This is a genomic window from Streptomyces sp. NPDC006872 (assembly GCF_040635845.1).
Taxonomy (GTDB): domain Bacteria; phylum Actinomycetota; class Actinomycetes; order Streptomycetales; family Streptomycetaceae; genus Streptomyces.
Window position 1 is genome coordinate 121,000 of the sequence record NZ_JBEYIL010000004.1, and the last position, 19,694, is coordinate 140,693.

Below are 19,694 nucleotides of genomic sequence, written 5' to 3' on the forward strand. Positions count from 1 at the left end.
GCGCTACGCCGTCCCTTGCAGCTGCGCCGTCGCGGGCTGCCAGCCCAGCTCGGGCGCGATCAGGTGCCGGACGTCGTACAGGATCTGCTCGTAGTCGTCCCGCCGGAACTCGTACGGCAGCTCCAGGCGCAGTTCGGACACGGCCGCGATCACCGGGTCCGCGGTCAGCTGCTCCAGGATCTCCTCGGCGGTGCCGACCACGTCCGGGGCGAACAGCGTCCGCTTCGGCCCCCTCGGGGCCAGGGTGCGCTCGTGCCGGCCGGCCGCGTAACTGCGGTACCGGGCCCGGGTGTTCGCGTCGGCGCTGTCGAACGGCACGATCACCCGGCCGAGCGCCACCCGCGAGGGCCGGTCCTGGGGGAGCGAACGCCGGTACTCGGCCAGCAGGTTGAGCTGGGCCGTGGTGAAGTCGTCGGTGCCCTCGCCGGTGACGATGTTGCCGCTGAGCAGGTTCAGTCCCTGCCCGGCGGCCCACCGGGCCGAGCGCAGGCTCCCTCCGCCGTACCAAATACGGTCCACCAGACCGGGGTCGTGCGGTTGCAGCCGCGGTCGCTGGGTGTTGCCCGGCGACTGGATCACCGTGTCCGGACCGCCGAGGTGGTCGCCGCGCAGGTTGTCGACGACGCGGGCGATCCTGCCGTACGACAGGTCGAAGGCGCGCCAGTCCCCGTCGTACACCAGATCGCCGAGGAGCTCGGCGTGCGGCATGCCGGTGCTGAAGCCGACCTGGAGCCGGCCGCGGGACAGCACGTCGGCGAGGGCCAGGTCCTCGGCCAGCCGGAACGGGCTCTCGTATCCGATGGGGATGACGGCGGTCCCCAGTTCGACCCGCTCGGTGCGCTGACCGGCCGCGGCGAGGAACACCGCGGCCGAGCCGACGCCGTGCTCCAGATGCCGCTGGCGGATCCAGGCGCCGTCGTAGCCGATCCGTTCGCCGTACTCGAACAGCTGAAGCGTCTCCTCCAGGCCGGTGTACGGGTCGTCGTCGGCGAAGTTGCCGGGCGTGAGGAAGGCCAGCGAGTCGATCCGGGGAGCGGCGGGGCGGGAGGCGCCGGCGCGGGACGCGGCGCTCATGAACCGCCCCGCTCGCGAGGCAGCTTCTCCCCGGCCTCGATCGCCGCCGACAGCCGGTTCTCGGCCGGCGGCAGCGGGCAGGTGGCCAGGTCGGTGTAGGCGCAGGGCAGGTTCGTGGCCCGGTTGAAGTCCAGGACGACCGTGCCGTCGGCGGCGGGCGGGTCGAGCGCGAGGGCCCGGTTCGCCGCGTAGGTGGTGACGCCGGAGGTGGCGTCGGTGAACAGCACCAGCAGACTGCCCGGAGCGTGCCCGGGGAACGCGGTCAGCGCCAGCTCCCGCCCGTCCAGCTCGAACTCGATCCGCCCCGGCGCGTCGTAGACGTGTTCGAGACCCTCGACCGCGGCGCCCACGGTCGTCGGCCGGGGCTCGTCGAAGGCCGTGTAACGGCCGGTCACGGACCAGCGGGGGTGCGGCGCGTAGGCCGGCGTGCCGGTGAAAGCGGTGCGCAGCGGGGCGTCGGGGCGCCGGGGGCGGAGGATGTCGTGCCCGCCGCGCCTGGCGACCTCGATCACCGAGTCGCCCCAGACCGCGTTCACCCCGCCGCGCTCCGGCAGCACGCCGAACCGGTGCTCGCCCCGGACCGGGGTCCCGTCGACGACCAGCTCCGCGCCGTCGTCGAGGAGGTCGTCGAGGACTACGACGACCCCGTCGGCGCCGGTCGACCAGGCGCCCGGGGCGTCCGGGAAGCGCTCGGGCCGCTCGCCGAGCCAGTGCAGACCGGTGACGGCGAGGAAGCCGTGCGGGGCGGCGAGCCGCGCTTCCTGCGCGCGGTGCCACTCCTTCCAGTCGCGGGTGAAGGCGTGCAGGTCGGCTGGGGTGTCCTGGAGGGTCATGCGTGCTCCTTCGATGGCCGGTGCTCGCGGTCGGCCGGGGCGTGCTGCCGGCCGGGGATCGCCGCGAGCAGTTCGCGGGTGTATGCGTGGGCGGGGCGGGCGAACAACTCGTCGGCGGTGCCCGTCGCGACGATGCGCCCGGCCTTCATGACGGCGACCTCGTGCGCGATCTGCCGTACGACGGCCAGGTCGTGCGAGATGAACAGATACGCCACCCCGGTGTCGGCCTGGAGCTCGGCGAGCAGGTCGAGGACCTGGGCCTGGACGGAGACGTCGAGCGCGGACACCGGCTCGTCGCAGACGACCAGGTCCGGCGAGAGCGCCAGGGCCCGGGCGACGGCGACGCGCTGGCGCTGCCCGCCGGAGAGCTCCGCCGGGCGGCGGTCCAGCACCGAGGCCGGCAGCGCCACGCGGTCGAGCAGTTCCCGGGCCCGGTCGAGTCGGGAGGCGCGGTCGCCGACCTTGAACGCGCGCAGCGGTTCGGTGATCACCTCGCCGATGGAGAACCTCGGGTCGAGCGAGGCGTACGGGTTCTGGTAGACGAGCTGGGCCCGTCGGCGCAGCTGTCTGGCCTCCGCCCCACGCGCGGCGGTGACATCGGCGCCGTCGAACAGGATCCGCCCGGAGGTCGGGTCGGTCAGCCGCAGCACCATGCGGGCGGTGGTGGACTTTCCCGAGCCCGACTCTCCGACCAGGGCCAGCGTCCGGCCGCGGTGGAGGGTGAAGCCGACGTCGTCGACGGCGCGCAGCGAGCGCGCCGAGCCGTGGGCGGCGGGCAGCCGGAACTCCTTGACCAGGCCGTGGACCTCGACCAGCGGCACCGGCTCGGAGGCGGGTGCGGGCCCGGGGACCGTGACGGCCCGGGGACGAGCCGTGGTCAGGCTGGGGGCGGCGGCCAGCAGTCGCCGGGTGTACTCGTGCCGGGGGTGGTCGAGGACGTCGCGGGTCGGACCGGCCTCGACGACCCGGCCCTCGGACATGACCACGATCCGCCGCGCCCGGTCGGCGGCGACGCCGAGGTCGTGCGTCACCAGCAGCACCGCGGTCCCGGACTCCTCGGTGAGCTCCTGGAGACGGTCGAGGATGACCCGCTGCACGGTGACGTCCAGGGCGCTGGTCGGCTCGTCGGCGATGATCAGCTTCGGCCCGGCCGCGATGGCGACGGCGATCAGGGCCCGTTGCCGCATCCCGCCGGACAGTTCGTGCGGGTACTGCCGGGCACGGGTCGCCGCGTCGGGCAGCCCGGCCCGGTCCAGGATCTCGACGGCGGCCGCCGGCGCGGCGCGGCGGGTCGCGAGCCCGTGGATGCGCAGCACCTCGGCGACCTGTTCGCCGATGCGTTTCACCGGGTTGAGCGAGACCGTCGGATCCTGGGGCACCAGGCCGATCTGCGCGCCGCGCACCGTGCGCAACTCCCGTTCGGAGAGCGCGGTGAGGTCGTGCCGGCCGAAGCGGACCGTGCCCGCGTCGATGCCGCCGTTCGCCGCCAGCAGCCGGATGATCGCGTGGGCGGTCGTGCTCTTGCCGGATCCGGACTCGCCGACCACCGCGGTCACCTCGCCCGGCCGTACGTCGAGATCCACCCCCCGCACCGCCTCCACGACGCCGCCGCGGGTGCGGTACGACACCGACAGGCCCCGCACCTCCAGCAGCGGCGCGTCCTCGGCAACGGCCTCTTTCGTCACGGCTGCGTCCGTCTCTCGCTCGTTCTGTTTCCCGTGGGTCACCGGGCCGGTCATCGCTGCCCGGACCATTCGCCGTCGAGGGCTCGCGCGAGACGGTTGGTGGCCAGCCCCGTCGCGGCGATCGCCAGTCCCGGCAGCGCGGTGAGCCACCAGGCGTTGGCCAGGTAGTTACGGCCCTCGGAGATCAACGTGCCCCACTCCGGGGCCGGCGGCGGAGCCCCGTAGCCGAGGAAGCTCAGCGCCGACACGGCGAGGATGGCGGCGCCGAAGTCGAGGGTGGCCAGCACGATCACCGGACCCGCCGCGTTGGGCACCACATGCCGGCCCAGCACCGAGTACCAGCGCGCCCCGCACGAGCGTGAAGCCTCGACGAAGACCGCCTGCCGCACCCGCAGCACCTCCGCCCGGGTCACCCGCGCGAACTGGGCGACGCTGGCGATGCCCACCGCGACCGCCACCTTCACCGTCCCGTAGCCCAGCGCGGTGACCAGGGCCAGGGACAGGAACAGCGCCGGGATCGAGAGGAGCACGTCGACGAACCGCATCAGCACGTCCTCGACCCAGCGGCCCACGAACCCGGCGACCAGGCCGATCAGCCCGCCGACCACGAACGCGACCGCCACCGCGATGAGGGTCGCCTTCAGCGACAACTGCGCCCCGTGCACCACCCTGGAGAACACATCACGCCCCAGCTCGTCGGTGCCGAACCAGTGCGCGCCGCTCGGGCCGCGGAAGTTCTCCGACGGCACCCCCTGCAGCGGGTCCCGCGACGTGAACAGCCCCGGCCGGAACGCGGCCAGCACCACCAGGACCAGCAGGAGAACCGAGACCACCAGACCGGGACGGCGCACGAGGAACCGCAGGAACCGCCGCGGTCCGGAGTCGCGCCCGAGTACCCGGGCGTCGCCGCCCGGTCCGACCGGCCGCGCCGTGCCGAGCGCGGCGTCGGCGGAGAGGTCATCGGCGGAGACGCCGTCGGCGAGGGTCTGGCTCATGCCGGACTCACCTTCCTGTTCCTGCTCGAGGCCACCACGATCCGCGGATCCAGCAGCGGATAGACGAGGTCGACGATCAGATTGGCGGCCACGAAGATCACCGCGCCGAACACCACGACCCCCTGGACCAGCGGGATGTCCTGGACGGTGACGGCGGCGGCCGTCACCCGGCCGAGGCCGTCGCGGGAGAACACCGTCTCGACGACGACCGACCCCGCGATCAGCTGACCGGCCAGCAGCCCGACGACGGTCAGCGCGGGCAGCGACGCGTTGCGCAGCGCATGCCGCAGATGGATCCGCAGCCGCCCCGCGCCCTTGGCCCGGGCGGTCTCCACATAGGCCTGGTCCAGCGCCGTGAACAGGCTCTTGGACAGCACCTGTGCGACCAGCGCGCCGGTCGGGATCGCGAGCGTCACCGCGGGCAGCACCAGACCGCGCAACCCGTCGTTGCCGAACGCCGGGAACAGCCGCAACCGGAAGGAGAACAGCTCCACGAGCAGCAGTCCGACCCAGAACGTGGGCACCGACACCCCCAGCGGGGGCAACGACAGCAGCAGCTGCCGCAGCCACCGCCGGGTGGTGTAGGTCGCCAGCACCGCGAGACCGCCGCCGCCCAGTACCGCGAGCAGCAGCGCCGCCCCGGTCAGCTGAAGCGTCCCCGGCAGCGCCTCGGCCAGGGTCGAGGTCACCGACCGGCCGGTGGAGATCGAGTCGCCGAAGTCTCCGCGCACCGCCCGGCCGAGGTAGTCGGCGTACTGTGCGAGCACCGGTTTGTCGAAGCCGTACTGATGCCGGAGCGCGGCCAGTTGGGCCGGATCGACCTGCCCGGTGTCCGCTCCGGCGCCGGCCATCGCCGACACCGGGTCGCCGGGCAGGAAGTCCAGCACGAGGAACGCCACCGTGTAGGCCGCCCACAGCACGCCGATCGCCTGCGCGACGCGTTTGACGACGTAGAGACGCATGGCGGCCGTCAGCCGATCCAGGTGTCGTGCAGCTGTATCCGGCTGGAGGCGTCGAAGTCGAGACGGTGCACCTTCTTCGACACCCCGAGCTGGGTCTGCAGCTCCACCACGGGGACGACATAGGCGTTCCGCACGAGCAACTCCTGTGCCTGGACCACCAGTTGCTTCCGCTTGGCGGTGTCGGCCGTCGCGGCCTGCTCGCTCAGTGCGGTGTCCAGGGGGCCGGTGGACAGCTGGTAGAAGTTGGCCAAGCGGGTGGAGAACGAGCTGCGCAGGATGTCCGGGTCGGCGCGGGTCACATTGCCCCACACCACGTCGAAGTCACCGGACTGCAGCGTCGGCGCGAACTGGGTGACCGGCAGCTGCTCGAGCACCACGCCGACGCCGACGGCCTTGAGCTGTTGCTGGATCAGCTCCAGCGAGGGCTGGTTCGTGGCCGCGTTGGGGAACCACGAGACGGTCAGGCTGAGCTTCTTGCCGTTCTTCACCCGGATGCCGTCGCCGCCGGTCTTCCAACCGGCCGAGTCCAGCAGGGACTCGGCCTTCGCCGCGTCCAGGGTCAGCTCCGCGCCGAGGTCGGAGTAGTCGGGGGTGGTGTGCGCCAGGATGCTGGTCGCGGGCTCGGTACCGGTCGGGAACACGGTGTCCACGATCTGCTGCCGGTCGACGGCGTACGAGATCGCCTGACGTACCCTGACGTCCTTCAGCGCCGGCCGGGAGTTGTTCAGCCCCAGGTTGAACACCACCCCGGGGTTGGCCCGTTGCTGAAGATCCACCTGGCCGCCGCTCTTCAGCGCCGACTCGTTGGACCTGCCGACGCCGCTGATCGCGTCCACCTGCCCGGACTGGAGGCTCCCGGTGCGCACACCCGCCTCCGGCACCACCTTGAACACCAGCTTGTCCAGGTACGCCTCGCCCTTCTTGGTCCACAGCGCGGAACCCCACGCGTACCCGGCGCGCCTGGCCAGGGTGATCGACTGGTTCTGCACGTAGTCCTTCAGCACGAACGACCCGGAACCGACCACGCCCTGGCTGCACTTGTCCTGCGGGCTCTTCTGCACACTCGCCGACGACTCGATGCCCAGCGAATGCGTCGCCGTCGCCTGGAGGAACTGCGCGTTGGGCTGCTTGAACGTGACCCGGACCGTGAGCGGATCGACCACGGTCGTGCTGTCCACGCCGCTCAGATACCCCTGCGCCAGCGTGCCCAGGGCGCCGAGCTTCGGCACCGCGTCGAAGTTGTCCTTCACCACCTGGGCGGTCAGCGCCGACCCGTCGCTGAAGGTGACGCCCGGTCTCAGATGGAAGGTGAAGGTCGTGGCGTCCGTGCTGATGTCCCAGCTCTTCGCGAGCCAGGGCACGATCTTGCCGGTCTTGGGGTCCTGGTCGGTCAGGGAGTCCACGATCTGGCGCAGCGAGTAGATCGTGTCGTTGCTGCCCACCTGTTGGGGATCGACGCAGCCGGCGTCGGAACCGACGGCGAAGGTCAGTGTGCCGCCGGAGCGGGCCTGGCCGCCGCCGCTGCTCGAACTGCCGTCGCCGCCCGCCGAGCAGGCGCTCAGCAGCACGCCGCTCGTCACGAGCACCGCGAGGGCCGCCCACCGGGTGGGCCGGGAATCCGTACGCGCTATCACGGAATGGTTCTCCTACTCCGAAGCCGTCGCGCAGGTGCCCGTTCAGAACATTCCGGGCATGGCGACGCAGGGGAAGTCGACTGCGAGGGGAAAGACGAAGGAAGGGGAAGGGGGGAAGGGAGGGAGGCGGGGGATCGCCGGAGACGCCGACGGCGCACGTCGGCCGCAGAGGTGACGTGTGGTCAGCCGCCGCACGCAGGCGTGCAGAGACGGGCCGTCGGGAGGTGCTACAGGGAGGTGCTACACAGACAGCCGGCGAAGCGCTGGAGATCGATGTGGCGCCTGCGCGAGAGTCCGGAGAACGCCGCCGCGGCGGCGAGAGAGGCACTCAGGTTGCAGTCGATCCGCACGGTGGTCCTCCCCTCTCAGGCCCCGGTGCCGGGGCCACGCGCTTGCAGGGTCGTCGACCCCGCCGGGCTTTCACCTGGAGCACCCCACCGCGGAGGAGGGTTGCCGGTCAGCAAGCCAGGGCTTGACGCTGACACTCAATGCCACCCGCGATCGTACGGATCACTTCCGTGACCCGTCAATATCGCACTATCGTCGTCCAAATGCCGGACGCCGGCATCGGACGGCATGGACAGGCCGCTGACCTGCGGTGACGCCGGACACCGGGCGGCCACCCAGCGTGGACGCCGCCCGTGATCCATCGCGAACGGGAGTGCCGGTGCGGCGTACCGATGAGTTTGCCCACGCCCACAGGTCTACTTACCGACCGGGACGACCACCTCATCGGGAGTAGACATGGGCCTCATCGACATCGAGCTGTTCGCGACCCTCGACCTCGTCGGGCAGTCGCCCGGCGGCCCCGACGAGGACCCTGCGGGGTTCCCGTTCGGCGGCTGGCAGGCGCCCCTGCTGGACGAGGTCGCCGGTGCGCAGATCGGCGCCGCCTACGAGGGCACCGACGCCCTCCTGCTCGGCCGGCGGACGTATGACATCTTCGCCGCCTACTGGCCGCACCAGAAGGGCGGCGAGGACAACGAGATCGCCACCCTCTTCAACAGCGTCCCGAAGTACGTGGCCTCCCGCGGCCGGCCCGACCTCTCGTGGGCCGGCTCCACGCAGCTCGGCCCGGATCTGGCCGGCGCGGTGCGCGAGATCCGTGACCGGCACGAGCACATCAAGGTCGTCGGGAGCCTGAACCTGGTGCAGACCCTCCTGCGCGAGAAGCTCTTCGACCGTCTCGACCTCTGGGTGCACCCGATCGTGCTCGGCGTCGGCAAGAAGGTGTTCGACGGCGGCGCGGTGCCCACGAACATCACCCTCCTCGAACCGCCGACGGCAAGTCCGAAGGGCACCGTGTACCTGCGTTACGGGCTCGCCGACGGCACGCCCCGCACAGGGGACATGAGCGCACCCGATCGCGGCCTCGGGCACGACGACTGAAGCCGCCCCGCGCCGGGCGGGTCCGGGGCCCGCACACCGCATGCGTCGTTCACAACTCCGTCCCATAACCTCGTGCATGGAGACGTCGGATGCCACGTGCAGCCACTCCTGGGAGGCGATGGTGCTCGGAAGGGACATGCGGCTGCTCGTGGGCGCCGCGATCGTGGCCTGCATAGTGCTCGTCGGCTCCAGGGCGCCGAGCGGCGAGCCCCGAGCCGGGTCGCCGCCCGTCGACGCGGTCCGGGATGTCGTGCCGAACCGGGTCATGACGTGGAACATCTGCAACCCCTGCGAGGAGAGCAACGCCGACCGGGCGGCGGAGATCGCCACATACGCGCCCCAGGTGATCGGCCTGCAGGAAGCGTGCGTGCGGGACGTCGAGCGGATCCGCGGCTATCTGGAGGACCGTTACGGGCTGGTCTACCACGTCGAGTACGGGACGGTTCTGCAGAATTGGGGCCGCTGCGGGGGAGCGCCGTGGAGTCCGGGGGGCTACGGCCAGGCGCTCCTCTCGGCGGCGCCGATGACGAACCCGGTCACGGTCGAATACCCCGACGGCGGATCCGAGGACCGTGGGTACATGGCAGTCACCACCCGTGTCGACGGCCGGTCCGTTCGGGTCTTCAACACGCACCTCGCCGAACGGCGTCAGGAGGCGGTCCGGGCCGACCAGGTCGGCGTACTCGCCGCGGCCGTCGCCCGGCACGACCGCGCGATCGTCCTCGGCGACTTCAACGCCGTGCCGGACGCTTCCGAGCTCACCGGGATGTGGGCACTGGCCGCGGACACGGACCCGCGGTGTCATCCCCCGACCACCGGATCCTGCGAGCCGACCACCGACTGGCAGAGCAAGTTCGACTACGTCTTCCTGCGAGGCATCGTCGCGATCGAGCACGGTGTGCACCCGACCGAGCACTCGGACCACAACCTGGTGCACACCGACCTGGACCTCACCTAGACCGACTTGGACCGTGTAAGGCCGACTTGGACCCCCGGGCGGGGCGTTGCGCCATGAGCAGCGGGGGTAATGACCGGTCGGTAACCTGCTGGGCATGACTACTGCTGCCCTCGAGCCGCGCGCCGGTCGACGATGTAACCATCCGCTCAACTCCCTGCACGCGACGCACTACTTCGCGCCCGAACTGGGACGGGAGCTGGGCGCTCTCGGGATCACCCATCCCCAGGCCGTGAACTTCGCCGCGCGGGCGGCCGCGCTGGGGGCGGTCGGGGCCGGCGCGGTGACGGCGACCTTCTACAACTACAAGCACGACCTCGTTGCCCGGCACGTGCCCGCGGTGTGGTCGATCGCCACCCCCGCGGAGGTGCTCGCGGCACGCGCGCGTGCCGTCGACGCGACGCTGCGGCGGCTGTTGGGCGAGGAGGCCCTGGCGTCCGCGGAGATGGCGGAGGCCGCGCGGCTGGCGTTGCGCGCCGTCGAGGCCTGCGGGCGCAGCGCCCGGCCGCTGTACTCGGCGCACGCCGACCTCTCCGTCCCCGACGCGCCGCACCTCGCGTTCTGGCACGGGGCGACCCTGCTGCGCGAGCACCGGGGCGACGGGCATCTGGCGGTGCTGATGTCCGCGGGGCTCGACGGGCTGGAGGCGGTGGTGACCCACACCGCCACGGGCAAGGGCATGACACCGAAGTGGGTGGTGACCACCCGTGGTTGGACCCTGGACGACTGGAACGCGGTGACGGCCCGTCTGCGGGACCGCGGGCTGCTGGACGGCGCCGGCGAGCTCACCGAGCGAGGCGTGGCGCTCCGCGAGGACATCGAGCAGGAGACCGACCGCCTGGACCGGGCTCCGTACGAGCACCTCGGAGCGGAGGGCGTGGCACGCCTGACGGCTCTGGGGGCGACGTTCGCCCGGGTCGCGGTGGCGGCGGGGGCGTTTCCGGCGGATCTGCTCGGCAAGGCCTGACGCGGCTGACGCGGCCGGTCGGGGCCGATTGGCCCGGTCGGCATCGCTCCGTCTTGCGAAACGGACAGCTGTCCGCTAATTTTCCCGTAGCGGACAACTGTCCGTTTCGGTGTGTCGTCGTGAACCTATGTGACCCGATCACGGTCGGCGAGCGCGACGGCCCCTGCGTCCGCGTACTGTCTCCTCCGCACGGAAGATCTCTGCTGCCATGAAACTGCTCGTTCTCGGCGCGACCGGTCCCACCGGTCGCCATCTCGTCGACCTGGCCCTGCGATCCGGCGACACGGTCACGGCCCTTGTGCGCAACCCCGCGGCTCTGGACGATCTCGCCGGGCGGATCACACCGATCACCGGCGACGCCACCGCGCCACGCGACGTGGCCGCCGCCATGGCCGGGCAGGACGCCGTCGTGTCCGCCCTCGGCGTGGGCACTTCCGTGCGTGCGGGCGGCCTCTTCACGCGCTCCGCGGCAGCCGTGATCGAGGCGGCCGAGGAGACCGGCGTCTCCCGCCTGGTGTGGCTGTCGTCGTTCGGCGTCGGCCACACCCTCGACTGGTCGAGCACCACGCAGAAGGCGATCTACCGCACGTTGCTGCGGTCGCTCTATGCGGACAAGGCGATCGCGGACGAGCACATCCGCTCCACCGGGTTGGACTGGACCGTGGTCCTCCCGACCAGGCTGACCCACGCCCCGGCCAGGGGCGCATTCAGCGCGGGCGACCGGCTGCCGATGAAGGGCAACCCGACGATCAGCCGGGCGGACGTCGCGGCTTTCCTGCACGCGGCGGCACACGACGGCGAGTGGATCCACCGCAGCCCTGTGATCAGCGACTGACCGGCTGCCGCCGCCCATTGCCGCCCACGACGGGCGGCAGCGCCGCATCGACGACCTGACGGCGGCGGGCTCCCGGGCCGGTGTTCGGCACCCGTTAGGGTGGCCCCAAATGGACATCTGTCCGCTATGGGGTCCAGGAGGAGTATCAGTGGAGTCGAGGAGTGACGCCCGGCAGCGCTCGGACGCGCAGCGCAATCGCGAGCGCATCCTGGAGGCGGCCCTCGAAGAGCTGACCCGCTCCGCGGACGTCCCGCTGAGCGCGATCGCCAAGAAGGCGGGCGTCGGGCAGGGCACGCTCTACCGGCACTTCCCCGATCGCGAGGCGCTGGTCCTGGAGGTGCACCGCCAGGAGGTGCAACAACTCGTCGACGGCGCGGCCGAGTTGCTGAAGGTCCGGGAGCCCGACCAGGCCCTCCGTGAATGGATGGACCGCCTGGCCCGCTACGCCACGGCCAAGGCGGGCCTGGGGGAGGCGCTGCGTCAGGCCACGAGTGCGACGGGAGGTCCGCAGAAGCCGGGCTACTCGCTCGTGGTCGGCGCGATCGAACTCCTGCTCCGTGCCAACGACGAGGCCGGGACCATCCGCCCGGAGGTGACCGCCGACGACTTCGTCCTCGCGATCGCCGGCATCTGGCAGATCGACCGTCAGGGGGACTGGCAGTCCCGCACCGCACGACTTCTGGACATCGTCATGGACGGCCTGCGCACGGGAGCCCCCGGACCGGGGAAGGCGACGTAGCAGGGAGCTCTCCAGAGCCTTCCTGGTCATCTCCGGGAGAGATGGCTGTCATCTCAGGTCATCGTCGCGGTGGGGGAAGCGCGGTGGGGCGGGGACGGTTGTGGATCCATGACGGCGGTCAGAAGGACCGCGGGCGGTGATCGGATCGTCTGCGTGGGCCGGGCTTCCCGGCTCCTGTTGGTCGGAGGGTGCGTATGTCCGGAGAGTCTGACGTTGTGTCGGGGCGTCGTTCGGAGTCCGTCGAAGGCGCTGCGCCGGGGGTGCCCGGCCGGCTGGTGGCGCTTTTCGCGGTGGCCTCGGGTATGACGGTGGCGAACCTGTACTACGCGCAGCCGCTGCTGTCGACGCTGAGCCGTGCCTTTGGCGTCAGCACGTCGTCCGCCGGGGCGCTGATCACGTTGACCCAGGTGGGATACGTGATCGGCATGCTGTTCCTGGTCCCGCTGGGGGACCGGCTGGAGAAGCGCAGTCTGGTCGCCGGTCTGCTGGCGGTCACGACGGTCTCCCTGGTGGTGGCCGGGCTGGCGGTGAGTTTCCCGATGCTGCTGGCTGCCTCGCTGATCGCGGGTGCGACGTCGGTGGTGGCGCAGATACTCGTGCCGTTCGCGGCGGGACTGGCTCCCGATCATGCGCGCGGTCGTGTGGTGGGCCGGGTGATGAGCGGTCTGCTCACGGGGATCCTGCTGTCGCGGACGCTGAGCAGTGTGGTGTCCGACCTCGCCGGCTGGCGGGTGGTCTTCCTGGGCTCGGCCGGATTGATGGCCGTGCTCGGGGTGGCGCTGCGTCTGGCGCTGCCGCGGCATGAGCCGACCACGGACGTCGCCTACCGCCATGTGCTGCGTTCCACCGCGGTGTTGGTGCGGACGCATCCGGTGCTGGTGCGCCGTGGCCTGTATCAGGCGGCGATGTTCGCGGTGTTCAGTGCCTTCTGGACGACTGTCTCCTTCGTTCTGACCGGTCCGGACCTGCACTATTCGCAGCTGGGGGTGGGTGTCTTCGCACTGGTGGGTGCGGCTGGCGCGGCTGTGGCCCCGGCTGCGGGACGCTGGGCGGACCGCGGGCTCGCGCGTCCGATGACGGGTGCGGCGTTCGTCGTCGCGGCGTCGGCGTTCGTCCTGGCGGGCCTGGGCGCGCACAGCGTCGTGCTGATCGCGGTGGCCGCGATCCTGATCGACATGGCGGTGCAGACGACGCTGATCCTGGGCCAGCACACGATCTACCAGCTTGATCCTGCCGCGCGGGCTCGTCTGAACAGTGCGTTCATCGCGATCTTCTTCGTCGGCGGTGCGGTGGGTTCCCAGCTGGGATCGGTCGTCTACCACGCCGTCGGCTGGAGCGGCCTGACAGCCCTGGGCGCCGCGCTGCCCCTGGCCGCACTCCTCTACTGGACCTCCGAGCGCCGGCCGGGGAAGCAGACCGAGCCGAGCGGAACGAACGCCTGAAACAGGACACCGGCGGCCCGCCGGGAAGGGCCATGGGGCGACGGGGACACCGGGCGACCGCCCGGTGTCCCCGTCGCCCCATGTGACCTGGTTTCCCCCTGGTGGGCATGTGCCATCCTGGGCCTGTAGCGATGTGCCTCTCCGCTTTCCATCTCCGTTCGTGCTCGACACGCCTCCGTTTCTTCGTTCTTCCCAGGACCGCGCGTGAACCGTTTCCAGCCACCTCCCCCGCCCCTGCCCGGCGACGACGTGCATCGGTCACCGGTCCGGGGGCGGCACGAGGAATGGGCTCTGGTCGGTGCGCGGTTCGATGCGCTCGCCCGGGGGAGCGGCGTGGTGCTGTGCGTGGAAGGCCCACCGGGCAGCGGCAAGACCCGGTTCCTCGCGGAGGCGCGGTCGGAGGGCGAGCGCAGGGGCTTCCGGGTGTTCTGGGGCGGTGCGGACCCCGACAGTCAGTTCGTGCCGCTGGCACCGCTGCTGGGCGGGGCACAGGCCCATGGGGAACCCTTGTTCGACATCGCCAGGCTGCGGGACCTGGCGGCGGCCCCCGAGCAGAGGTTCTGGCTGCTGCAGGAGTTGCAGGAGCGACTGGAACGGGCGGCGCTGAACGCCCCTCTGGCCGTGGTCCTGGACGACGTCCAGTGGTTCGACGACGTGACTCTGCTCGCTCTGCGTACCCTCTCGGCCCGCCTGTCCGCACACGCCATCCTGTGGCTGGTGGCGGTACGCGGCGGCGAGGGGACGCCGGAGGTGCGCGCCACGCTCGACCGGATCAACCGGGACGGCGCGCACCGGATCCGCCTGGGCCCGCTGCCCGACAGCGCCGTCGCCCAGATCACCGAGGACGTGCTCGGGGCGGCGCCCGAGCGCGCGGCGCTGGACGTCGCCCGGCGCGCGGAAGGCGTCCCCCTGCTTCTGGTGGAACTGCTGCGCGGGATGCTTGCCGAACGCTCGGTGATCGTCGAGGACGGCAGGGCCCGCCTGGTGAACGGCGGCCGTCTGCCCGCCCGCTTCCAGACCTCCATACGACAGCGCCTGTACCGCCTCTCCGAGCCCACCCGGGAACTCGTACAGGCCGCGTCCGCCGTCGGCCGCACCGTCACCGTCGAGCTCCTGGCCGAACTGCTCGACCGGCCCGTCGGCGCGCTGGTCGGACCCGTCCAGGAGGCCCTCGACGCCGACCTCTTCGCCGAACGGGAGGGACGGCTGCTCTTCCGCCACGACCTGATCCGCGAGGCCATCGAAGGCTGCCTTCCCGAGCCCGTGCGACGGGCCCTGCGACGGCATGCCGCCGAGGTGATGCTGGCCCGCGGCGCGCCACTCAGCGAGGCCGCCTCGCTGGTGGTGGACAGCGCGGAGCCCGGCGACCGGGCCGCCGTGAAACTGCTGCGGGCCGCCGCCGCGGAGCTGTCGGAGACGGCGCCGTCGGCGGCGGCGGAACTGAGCCGGCAGGCACTGGACCTCACCGCCGGGCAGGCACCGGACCGGCCGGCGATCGTCGCCGAGACGATGGTGCTCCTGTGGCGCGCCGGCCGTGTCACCCAGGCCCGCGCGCTCGCCGAGAAGGCCCTGCCCGGCACCATGCCCCCACCGGCCGAGGCACAGGTACGGCTCGGCCTGGCACGGGTGTCGAGCCAGTACGACTTCACCGAGGCCGCGCGCCACGCCGGCCGCGGAGCCGCCCTGGCGGACATCCCGCCCGCCCTGCGCGCCCAGCTGCTGGCACTGCGCTGCCTCAACCTCGGGATGGTGGGGGACTTCCGGGTCACGGCCCGGGCGGTGGACGACGCACTGCTCGCCGCAGAGCAGACGGGGGACAGGGCTGCCCAGGCCACCGCCATCGCGGTCCACTCGGTCGTCCTGTACTACCGGCTGGACTGGGAGAGGGCGTTCGAACGGGCGGAGCAGGCCGAGGCCATCGCGTCCGAGGCCGGCTTCTCGCGCTCGCTGTGGGTGCCGGAGGCCCTGTGGAAGGCCTTCCTGCTCAACGCGGCGGGCCGTACGACGGAGGCGCTGGCCCAGTCCGAGGCCGGAATCTGTGACACACAGCGCCAGGGCCAGGCCGCCGCCATGCGGCTGTGGCTCATGAACCGCTCCCGGGTCCTGTTCGACGCGGGCAGGCTGCCCGACGCACGGGCCGAGGCGGAGGCCGGCGCCGCCATGGCAGACGAACTGGGCATGGGCAACTTCGCCGACGCCACCCTGCTGCACACGCTCCTGCGGGTCGCCCTGCACACGGGCGACCGCGATGCGGCGCGGGCGTACGCGGGTGAGGTGAAGCGGATGCTCGACGATCCGGCGATCCTCGTCCGCAACGCCGGCTCCTGGCTGTCGGCGCTCGTCGCGGACGCGGAGGGCCGTCCTGACCAGGCCATGACGCTGCTCGACGAGGCGTTCGGCACGTTCGAGCGGGAAGGGCCGTCGCTGGCCAGTCCCGACGATCCCACGGACCTGCCCGTCTTCGTCCGCATGGCCCTGCGCGCCGGCGCCCACGACCGCGCCGCCGCCGCGGCCGCCCTCGCCGAGCACCGGGCGGCCCTCAACCCCGGCTTCCCGATCCTCGCGGCGGCCGCGGCCCACGCCCGAGGCCTCCTCGACAACGACATTGCGCACCTGCTGCGCGCCGCGGAACTGTACAGAGGCATCTCCCGGCTCCTGCCGCACGCCTCGGCTCTCGAGGACGCCGGACGGAGACTGGCCGTCGCCCACCCCGCCGACGCCGTGCCAGCCCTCGACGCGGCCCTCGACCGCTACACCGAGGCAGCCGCGGAACGGGACGCCGCCCGGGTCCGCCGTCGGCTGCGCGCCCTGGGCGCTCCCCGGCGCCGCCCGACGTCCACCGGGACCGTCAAGGCATGGCCGGAACTGACCGCGTCGGAGGTCGCCGTGGTGCGGCTCGTGGCCCAGGGCATGACGAACCGGGAGGTCGCGGAACACCTCGCCAACTCACCGCACACCGTCAGCTCCCACCTGCGGCACGCCTTCGTCAAACTCGGACTGACCTCGCGCGCCGAACTCGCCCGGCTGGCGCGAGCGCGTGAACACGTGGAGTGACCGCTTCGTATCCCACGCCCCGTCCGCGGCTCACGGGACGACATGCGATGTGTGAATCGGCCCCGGAGTGCCAGGATCGTCCGTGTAAAGCCCCTTGGGGAATCACCGCCCGGGCCTGCGGGCCTTTCGATCCCGTTCCCGGGCGCTCGGGAATTCCTTTCCTTCGCGAGGGTCGAAACCCCTGGCGGTCAATCCATTCGCGCCGCGCGGTCGGAGGGTCGAAATGAGTCTGCCCGTTCCCTCGGTCGCGCCTGCCCGCCGGCGCCGGGGACGTGGTGGTGCCCGCAGGAACGGACTCGTCCGCGCCTGAGACGCTCCGCGTTCTACCATGCGGTGAAGAGCGAAGATCGTTACGCGCACACCAGACGGGGCACTGCCTGACCGGGAGCGAATGATGGATCTGCGGCAGATGGAGGTCGTCGTCTCGGTGGCGGACGCAGGCGGGTTCACGGCAGCCGCCAGACGGCTGCATGTGGTTCAGTCGGCCGTCTCCGGAACGGTCCGGTCCCTGGAACGCGAACTGGGCACCCCCCTGTTCGACCGCACCACTCACCGCGTCACCCTGACGCCGGCGGGCGAGGCGTTCGTCCCCGCCGCGCGCGCCACCCTCCGGGCCGCCGAACTGGCGCGCGAGGCGGTCGACGCCGTGCGGGGACAGCTGCGCGGCCGAGTGACGGTGGGCACCATGCAAGGGGTCTGGGCCGGGCTCCACCATGCCCTGGCCGCCCTGCGCGCGGAACATCCCGGCGTGGTCGTCCAGCTCCGGCAGGCAGCGGTGGCCGACATCCGGCAGGCACTGCGCGACGGAACCGTGGACCTTGCCGTGGTGGCCCTCGACCGACAGCAGCAACGCGGACTGGCGACCCGCCTGCTGTCCCGCGAGGAGATGGTCCTGGTGGCGTCGCCCCGGCGGGTCGTCCCCGGCATCACCACGACCGGCGAAGCAGCCCTCGCCGAAGTCGCCCAGCTGCCCCTGGTCGATTTCACCCCGGGCTGGGCCATCCGCTACGCGGTCGACCGGGCGTTCCGCGCGGCGAGCGTGGAGCGCGTCACGACGTTCGAGGTGAACGACATCGTCGCCGCGGCCGAACTGGTCCGCAACGACCTGGGAGTCTGCATCATGCCCCAGTCGATCGCGGACCGCTTCCCCGACCTGTCCCAGTATCCGTTCGACCGCCACGCACCGAACTGGAAGGTCATGGTGGTCAGACCTCCGGGTGAGGCGCCGCCGGCAGTCGCGGCCCTGCTCCAGCACATCAAGTGACACCTGCGGGCACCCCGGCGGGGCGCCCACTTCTGAGCTGGGTCGCGGTGATGGTCGGTTCGGGGGCGGCCGACGGCAGTGCGCGTCGGTACACCGCGGCACGCACGGCCGGGACCACGATCGCGGAGCTCAGCGTGCGTCCCGTCAATTCGCGGACCTGTGCGGCGAGTTGGGCATCCCACAGTTCATGTGTGCCGTGGGCGTCATCGGCACGAGCGCGGACTGCGCCGCCCGCGAGGGTCCGGTTGTGATCAAGGGGCCTGGCCGGTCAGGCCTGATGGCAGCATGGATAAATTCCGCTTCCCTCTTTTCCCGCGCAGGGAAGGCTGTTGAGCGGTGGGTCCGGGCTGAAGAATCGAGCTACGCGATCCTCGAGAGGTGGTTGACGCTCGTGATCAAGTCAACCTAAGCTCTCGAATCGAATTGGGGGAGCGAGACGGGGAAGCCTCACACCGCATGGGTTGAGGGCTGTATCCCCGTGATCGACCTCCTCCGGCTACTGACACTTGGCATCGGCAATCCAAGGTGGCGATCCTGGGCGCATCCTGCCCAGAAATGCCACGATGGCCCATGCTTTCCAGGGGGAGGTGTTGTATGTCCGTTCTCTTCGCGAGACCGACAGCATCCATCGGGTGTTGCGCGACGGGGAAGGGCAACACTCACTGTGGCCCGCCGCAGTCGGCGTTCTCCCTGGATGGCAGGTTGCACCGGACGCCGTAAGTCGTCAGGACTGCCTCGCCTTTCTCGAGGAGAACTGGACCGATATGCGACCGCACAGCCTCCGCCTGGCTACGGCGCCGCTTGTGTGAGTCCATTTCACAACCGAAAAGCGCAATCGAAACCGGGGGGAATACGCATGCGCTCGCACATACTCGGCTGTACCGAACTCGACCAACAGCGCTTGAGGCAAGTTCTTGAACCTCTTGCCTCTGTGCCGACTGTGGAAGAGGGGTATGACGAGTTAGGTAACGGGTACTGGAAGAACATCCCGCTGCACAACGCGAGCAGCGGTGGCGGTGACAGACCGCACCGCGACCTTCACGCCGGACCGGCGCAACCCACCAGGCACATCGAGCACGTTCCGTACCTCGATGAGACCACCACCACGGTCTCCAACGTTGAGCGGCTCCAGATGGCCCGCGCCAGGAACCCGAAGAACGCCGCCGTCATCCCACATCGCGACTTTGTGGAACTCGACCGCGAACTCGACGACATCCTCTTCCCGCTGCCGAGCGGATCGGTGATCTTGCCATCGGCGCACGGGAACTCGGCGAGCGCTTCTCGCTGACCACCTGATAAGCAGCTGGAGAACCGGGTTCGGGGGAACCGTGATCGAGGACATACTTCCCGCTGACGTGATGTCCGCAGAGGCATTCGACGACGACGCGGACATTCATCTCTTCGCCGAGGAACGCGCGGCCGTTGCCGACGCCGTACCACGGCGCCGACGGGAATTCTCGACGGTGCGCCGGTGTGCTCGTGCCGCGCTCGGCGAACTGGGAATTCCTCCGGTTCCCTTGCCGCCCGGGCGGCACCGGGCCCCGCAATGGCCGGTCGGAGTGGTCGGCAGTATGGCGCACTGCTCCGGATACCGTGCGGCCGCGGTGGCGCGGGCCAGCCGGCTGCATTCCGTGGGCATCGACGCCGAGGAGAGTGCCCCGCTTCCCGGAGGCGTGCTCGACCTGGTCGCCCTGCCGACGGAACGAGACCTCGTGGAACGGCTCGGCGCACAAAGCGACGCGGTGCCGTGGGACCGATTGCTGTTCAGTTGCAAGGGGACTGTCTACAAATCCTGGTTCCCATCGCTCTTCCCGTGTCCGTAAACGAATCCCCGGTTCGCGCCATGCACATTCGGGCATCCTCGCG

18 protein-coding genes and 1 riboswitch are annotated in these 19,694 nt (G+C 71.2%); of the genes, 11 read left to right on the forward strand and 7 right to left on the reverse strand.

Annotated features, from left to right (window positions below; all coding sequences use genetic code 11):
• Window positions 1–3: 3 nt before the first annotated feature.
• The 7 genes from ABZ725_RS13700 to ABZ725_RS13730 all read right to left on the reverse strand — a co-directional run bounded on the left by ABZ725_RS13700 (window position 4) and on the right by ABZ725_RS13730 (window position 7,533).
• A complete protein-coding gene (locus ABZ725_RS13700) occupies window positions 4–1,074 on the reverse strand; it encodes an LLM class flavin-dependent oxidoreductase (RefSeq protein ID WP_358802865.1) in 1,071 nt (356 codons plus the stop codon).
• A complete protein-coding gene (locus tag ABZ725_RS13705; RefSeq protein WP_358802866.1) occupies window positions 1,071–1,907 on the reverse strand; it encodes a DUF1684 domain-containing protein in 837 nt (278 codons plus the stop codon). Before ABZ725_RS13705 ends, ABZ725_RS13700 begins: the two co-directional genes overlap by 4 nt.
• Window positions 1,904–3,661, reverse strand: coding sequence for an ABC transporter ATP-binding protein (locus ABZ725_RS13710; RefSeq protein WP_358802867.1), 1,758 nt, complete (start codon window positions 3,659–3,661; stop codon window positions 1,904–1,906). The genes ABZ725_RS13705 and ABZ725_RS13710 overlap by 4 nt, the downstream gene beginning before the upstream one ends.
• Window positions 3,643–4,587 carry an ABC transporter permease gene (locus ABZ725_RS13715; RefSeq protein ID WP_358802868.1) on the reverse strand — a complete coding sequence of 315 codons (945 nt, stop codon included), beginning with the start codon at window positions 4,585–4,587 and terminating at the stop codon, window positions 3,643–3,645. Before ABZ725_RS13715 ends, ABZ725_RS13710 begins: the two co-directional genes overlap by 19 nt.
• Entirely contained in the window at window positions 4,584–5,549 is a 966-nt protein-coding gene (locus ABZ725_RS13720) for an ABC transporter permease (protein ID WP_358802869.1), read from the reverse strand. The genes ABZ725_RS13715 and ABZ725_RS13720 overlap by 4 nt, the downstream gene beginning before the upstream one ends.
• An 8-nt stretch (window positions 5,550–5,557) precedes the next feature.
• Entirely contained in the window at window positions 5,558–7,183 is a 1,626-nt protein-coding gene (locus tag ABZ725_RS13725) for an ABC transporter substrate-binding protein (RefSeq protein ID WP_358802870.1), read from the reverse strand.
• Between the two features lie 227 nt (window positions 7,184–7,410).
• A complete protein-coding gene (locus ABZ725_RS13730; protein WP_351902214.1) occupies window positions 7,411–7,533 on the reverse strand; it encodes a putative leader peptide in 123 nt (40 codons plus the stop codon).
• Window positions 7,534–7,566: 33 nt separating this feature from the next.
• Window positions 7,567–7,676: riboswitch (SAM riboswitch) on the reverse strand.
• Between the two features lie 251 nt (window positions 7,677–7,927).
• Between ABZ725_RS13730 and ABZ725_RS13735 the strand changes: the two genes are divergently transcribed.
• The 11 genes from ABZ725_RS13735 (at window position 7,928) to ABZ725_RS13785 (ending at window position 19,651) form a co-directional block, all read left to right on the forward strand.
• The gene (locus ABZ725_RS13735) at window positions 7,928–8,572 is read left to right on the forward strand and encodes a dihydrofolate reductase family protein (protein ID WP_351902217.1); all 645 of its coding nucleotides are present in this window, start codon (window positions 7,928–7,930) and stop codon (window positions 8,570–8,572) included.
• 76 nt (window positions 8,573–8,648) lie between these two features.
• The gene (locus ABZ725_RS13740; RefSeq protein WP_358802871.1) at window positions 8,649–9,530 is read left to right on the forward strand and encodes an endonuclease/exonuclease/phosphatase family protein; all 882 of its coding nucleotides are present in this window, start codon (window positions 8,649–8,651) and stop codon (window positions 9,528–9,530) included.
• A gap of 94 nt (window positions 9,531–9,624) precedes the next feature.
• Window positions 9,625–10,494 (forward strand): hypothetical protein, encoded by an 870-nt coding sequence (locus ABZ725_RS13745; RefSeq protein ID WP_358802872.1) that lies wholly within the window; start codon window positions 9,625–9,627, stop codon window positions 10,492–10,494.
• A gap of 208 nt (window positions 10,495–10,702) precedes the next feature.
• Window positions 10,703–11,329: an NAD(P)-binding oxidoreductase gene (locus ABZ725_RS13750; protein ID WP_358802873.1), complete on the forward strand. Its 627-nt coding sequence runs from the start codon at window positions 10,703–10,705 to the stop codon at window positions 11,327–11,329.
• A gap of 148 nt (window positions 11,330–11,477) precedes the next feature.
• A complete protein-coding gene (locus tag ABZ725_RS13755) occupies window positions 11,478–12,068 on the forward strand; it encodes a TetR/AcrR family transcriptional regulator (RefSeq protein WP_358802874.1) in 591 nt (196 codons plus the stop codon).
• 260 nt (window positions 12,069–12,328) lie between these two features.
• Window positions 12,329–13,510 (forward strand): MFS transporter, encoded by a 1,182-nt coding sequence (locus tag ABZ725_RS13760; RefSeq protein ID WP_358802875.1) that lies wholly within the window; start codon window positions 12,329–12,331, stop codon window positions 13,508–13,510.
• A gap of 204 nt (window positions 13,511–13,714) precedes the next feature.
• Window positions 13,715–16,564 carry an AAA family ATPase gene (locus ABZ725_RS13765; RefSeq protein WP_358802876.1) on the forward strand — a complete coding sequence of 950 codons (2,850 nt, stop codon included), beginning with the start codon at window positions 13,715–13,717 and terminating at the stop codon, window positions 16,562–16,564.
• A gap of 394 nt (window positions 16,565–16,958) precedes the next feature.
• Window positions 16,959–17,828 (forward strand): LysR family transcriptional regulator, encoded by an 870-nt coding sequence (locus ABZ725_RS13770; protein ID WP_358802877.1) that lies wholly within the window; start codon window positions 16,959–16,961, stop codon window positions 17,826–17,828.
• A 563-nt stretch (window positions 17,829–18,391) separates the two neighbouring features.
• On the forward strand, window positions 18,392–18,637 hold the full coding sequence (locus ABZ725_RS13775; protein WP_358802878.1) for an MbtH family NRPS accessory protein: 246 nt from the start codon (window positions 18,392–18,394) through the stop codon (window positions 18,635–18,637).
• 47 nt (window positions 18,638–18,684) lie between these two features.
• On the forward strand, window positions 18,685–19,116 hold the full coding sequence (locus ABZ725_RS13780; protein ID WP_358802879.1) for a hypothetical protein: 432 nt from the start codon (window positions 18,685–18,687) through the stop codon (window positions 19,114–19,116).
• A gap of 40 nt (window positions 19,117–19,156) precedes the next feature.
• A complete protein-coding gene (locus tag ABZ725_RS13785; protein ID WP_358802880.1) occupies window positions 19,157–19,651 on the forward strand; it encodes a 4'-phosphopantetheinyl transferase in 495 nt (164 codons plus the stop codon).
• The last annotated feature ends 43 nt before the right edge of the window (window positions 19,652–19,694 follow it).